This is a genomic window from Streptomyces sp. adm13(2018) (genome assembly GCF_008042145.1).
Classification (GTDB): Bacteria; Actinomycetota; Actinomycetes; order Streptomycetales; family Streptomycetaceae; genus Streptomyces.
Window position 1 is genome coordinate 1 of record NZ_RDBH01000126.1, and the last position, 3,739, is coordinate 3,739.

At 70.8% G+C, this 3,739-nt stretch carries 2 protein-coding genes; one reads left to right on the plus strand and one right to left on the minus strand.

What is annotated here, in order from left to right; all coding sequences use genetic code 11:
* Positions 1–20: 20 nt before the first annotated feature.
* The gene (locus tag EAO70_RS16335) at positions 21–1,154 is read right to left on the minus strand and encodes an FUSC family protein (protein ID WP_148003708.1); all 1,134 of its coding nucleotides are present in this window, start codon (positions 1,152–1,154) and stop codon (positions 21–23) included.
* Between the two features lie 344 nt (positions 1,155–1,498).
* On the opposite strand from EAO70_RS16335, the gene EAO70_RS16340 reads away from it, so the two are divergent.
* Positions 1,499–3,739, plus strand: a 2,241-nt coding sequence (locus EAO70_RS16340; RefSeq protein WP_148003728.1) for a catalase, incomplete at its 3' end; no start/stop codon positions are given.

Genomic DNA, 3,739 nt, shown 5'->3' on the forward strand with positions numbered 1-3,739 from the left:
TGGTCGAGCAGGACGGCCCGTCAGCCGTGGTGTCGCAGTTCCTCCACCAGGCGACCGCCGTCGGTCAGCAAGGTGCCCTGCAGCGCGGTCTGCCCTGACGGGCCGTCCTGCTCGACCAGTACCTGCAGGCGGACCTCCTCGAACTTGCTGACGGCCTGCTTGAGCGCTGTGTCGAATTCCCGCAGGCCGTCATGGTCCTGCCGGCCGATGTGGTGCAGCGCTGTCGCCGCCGCCCGCAGCAGGGTGGCGTATGCGGACCGGAAGGACGCCGGCAGCGAGAGGAGTTCGCCGCTGCTGACGGCGTAGTCGAGACTGCGGCTCACCGAGCGGAGGTGGTCCTGGCAGCGCTGCGCGACATCGAGCGCGGTACGGGCGCGGATCAGGGCGCCGGCGGAGTCCGCGATGCTGGCACGCGGGTTGAGACGGCTGTTCTCCACCTCATCGTCGATCGCGTACCGGATCCGGTCGGCATCCGAGGACAGGTGCCGCCATGCCTCCCGCAGCTCGTGGACCTCGTCCGCATCGGGCTCCCGTACATCGAACGTGTCGGCAAGATCGCCCATACGCTCCTCGATGCGCGTGATGAGATCGGCAACCGCTTCCTGGCGGTGCCGGGTGTGCCGCGCGGGGGCGAGCACGAGGTGCGCGGCGATGCCGCAGACGGCGCCGAGCACCACAGAGGCGATCAGGTAGCCGATGTAGTCGATCTGGCCCTGTCCGGAGGAGTAGGCGAAGAAGCCGACGATGGCGACCTGGGTACCGTGCGCCCCCAGCGGCCGGAACCGGCCCACGGCCAGTGCCAGGACCGTCAGCAGACCGAAGGACCAGCCGTGGATACCTGCCGCCGCAGCCAGCGATGCCGCCAGAGCGGCGCCGACCGCCATCGCGCTCATGTACTGCGCGGAGTCCCTCAGCGACCGGTAGACCGTCGCCTGCACTGCCACCAGCGCGGTGAACGGGGCGAAAGTGGAGACGGTGGGAGGCAGCAGATGACGGGCCAGCACCCAGGCCGCAGTGGCGGCCAGCGCGGTCTTCACTCCGAGGACCAGATGATCGCGCTCGCTGCCGGTGCGCCGTATCCCGCGCTGTACGAAGCCCACAGCCTCTGTCGCGTGTGTCCGGACGCTCATCCACAGCTTGCCCCAGTCGGGCATATGCCACCTCCGGTCGGACGCCTGCCCGTGCACGAGGAGCCCACGCGGGGTGCCCGCCCCGAATTCGTGCCACAGACCGCGCCGGCTCCAGCCGCGGAGGGCTCGCCCCGGGGGAGGGGCTCGCGAGGAGCAGGGCGGTGACGTGTCCTCCGACCGTTCCTCCAGCCGTGGTCATTTTGTCCACGGGACGAACTGTTGTGGTTTCCGCGGTGGCGCAGGGGCACCCGTATGCCGGGGTTGTGCCGTTGGACGGACGACGACGCCACATCCGTTACGACGCCGACGATGGCGGTCATGGCTGTGGCAGTCCCGCACGGTCCCTGTTCCCAGCCCGAAGGATGACCATGTCCCACGACAACCCGCTGAAAGCAGCCGTCGAGAAGCTGACCGAGCCGTTCCGGGAGGCCGGGCCGCGGGAGGGCGTACCGGGGGCTCCCTCCTCGGCGCCCGCGGCGCTGGAGGAGCCCACCGCTCCGCAGGGGCCGCTGCCGCCGAAGCCGGACCAGACAGGGCCGGAGACGGTCAGCCCGACCGGTCAGCCCACCGGCGCCGAGCAGGCCCGGGTCGCGCAGAGCGGCTCCTACCTGACCACCGCGCAGGGCACCCGGCTGCACGACACCGACCACTCGCTCAAGGCGGGCCCGCGCGGCCCGGTCCTGCTTCAGGACCACCACCTGCGCGAGAAGATCATGCACTTCGACCACGAGCGGATCCCGGAGCGCGTGGTCCACGCGCGCGGTGCCGGGGCGCACGGCGTCTTCCAGTCGTACGGCACGGCGGCGGGCGTGACGAAGGCGGCCTTCCTCGCCGCAGACGCCGAGACCCCCGTCTTCGTCCGCTTCTCGACCGTGCTCGGCTCGCGCGGCTCGGCCGACACGGTCCGCGACACCCGGGGCTTCGCGACGAAGTTCTACACCGAGGAAGGCGTCTTCGACCTCGTCGGAAACAACATCCCGGTCTTCTTCATCCAGGACGCCATCAAGTTCCCCGACGTCATCCACGCCGGCAAGCCGCACCCCGACCGGGAGATCCCGCAGGCCCAGAGCGCCCACGACACCTTCTGGGACTTCGTGTCACTTCACACCGAGGCCCAGCACCACACCATGTGGAACATGTCCGACCGGGGCATCCCCCGCTCCTACCGGACGATGGAGGGCTTCGGCGTTCACACCTTCCGTCTGGTGAACGCCGAGGGCGCCACCACGCTGGTGAAGTTCCACTGGAAGCCCAAGCTGGGCGTGCACTCGCTGGTCTGGGAGGAGGCACAGATCGCGAGCGGCGTCGATCCCGACTTCCACCGCCGGGACCTCGCCGACGCCATCGAGTCGGGCGCCTACCCGCAGTGGGAGTTCGGTATCCAGACCTTCCCCGACACCCCCGACCAGACCTTCGAGGGCATCGACCTGCTCGACTCCACCAAGATCGTGCCCGAGGAGCTCGCCCCGGTCCAGCCCATCGGCCTGCTCACCCTGGACCGCAACCCGTCCAACTACTTCGCCGAGACCGAGCAGGTCGCCTTCCACGTCGGCCACCTGGTCCCGGGCATCGATGTCACCGACGACCCGCTGCTCGCCGGACGCCTCTTCTCCTACCTGGACACCCAGATCACCCGCCTGGCCGGGCCCAACTTCAACCAGATCCCCATCAACCGGCCGCACGCCCCCGTCAACGACATGCTCCGCGACGGCTTCCACCAGCAGGCCGTGCACACCGGCGTGGCCCCCTACAAGCCGAACTCCCTGGACGGCGGCTGCCCGTTCTTCGCGGGAGCGGACACCGGAGCCTTCGTCGAGGTGCCCGTCGAGGTTCCGGCCGGACGGAAGGTACGCGAGGCGCCCGCCTCGTACGCCGACCACTTCAGCCAGGCGCGCCTGTTCTGGCTGAGCATGACCCCGGTCGAACGCGAGCACATCATCGCCGCGTACACCTTCGAACTCGGTAAGTGCTACGACCAGGCGATCAAGGAGCGTCAGCTCCAGGCACTGGCCAACATCGACACCGAGCTGTGCGCCCAGGTCGCCACCGGCCTCGGTCTGGCGGTCCCGACGGCCGTCGAGCCCGCGCCCGACAGCGACCCCAGCCCCGCGCTCTCCCAGGTCGGCCGCGAATGGCCGGCCGACGGGCGGGTCATCGGCATCGTCACCGACGGCACCACCGACCCCGACGGGGTGCGCGCGCTGCGCGGGGCCGTGCTCGAGGCGGGCATGGTCCCGCTGGTGGTCGCGCCCGCGGGTGGCACGATCGGCGGTGACACCGACCCGATCACCGTCCAGCGCACCTTCGCCACCGCGCGCTCGGTCGAGTTCGACGCCCTGGTCCTCGCCGGCGCACCCGCCCCGGGCGCCGACGCCCAGGGCGCCCGCGACGCCAAGGCGGGCGGGACGGCGCAGGGCACGGCCGCCGTGGACCCGCGCCTGGCACTGCTGGTCTCCGAGGCCTTCCGCCATGCCAAGGCCATCGGCGGTTGGGCGGGCGCGGAGAACGTCCTCAACGCCTCGACCGTCCCCACCGACGCACCCGGCGTGGTCCTCGCCGACAGCGGCGAGACGGTCCTGGCCGCACTGGCCCCACTCCTGGCCAAGCAC

What these genes read in the sequence shown, in the direction of transcription:
- EAO70_RS16335 (WP_148003708.1), bottom strand. Translation starts at nt 1,154, where the DNA reads ATGCCCGACTGGGGCAAGCTGTGGATGAGCGTCCGGACACACGCGACA.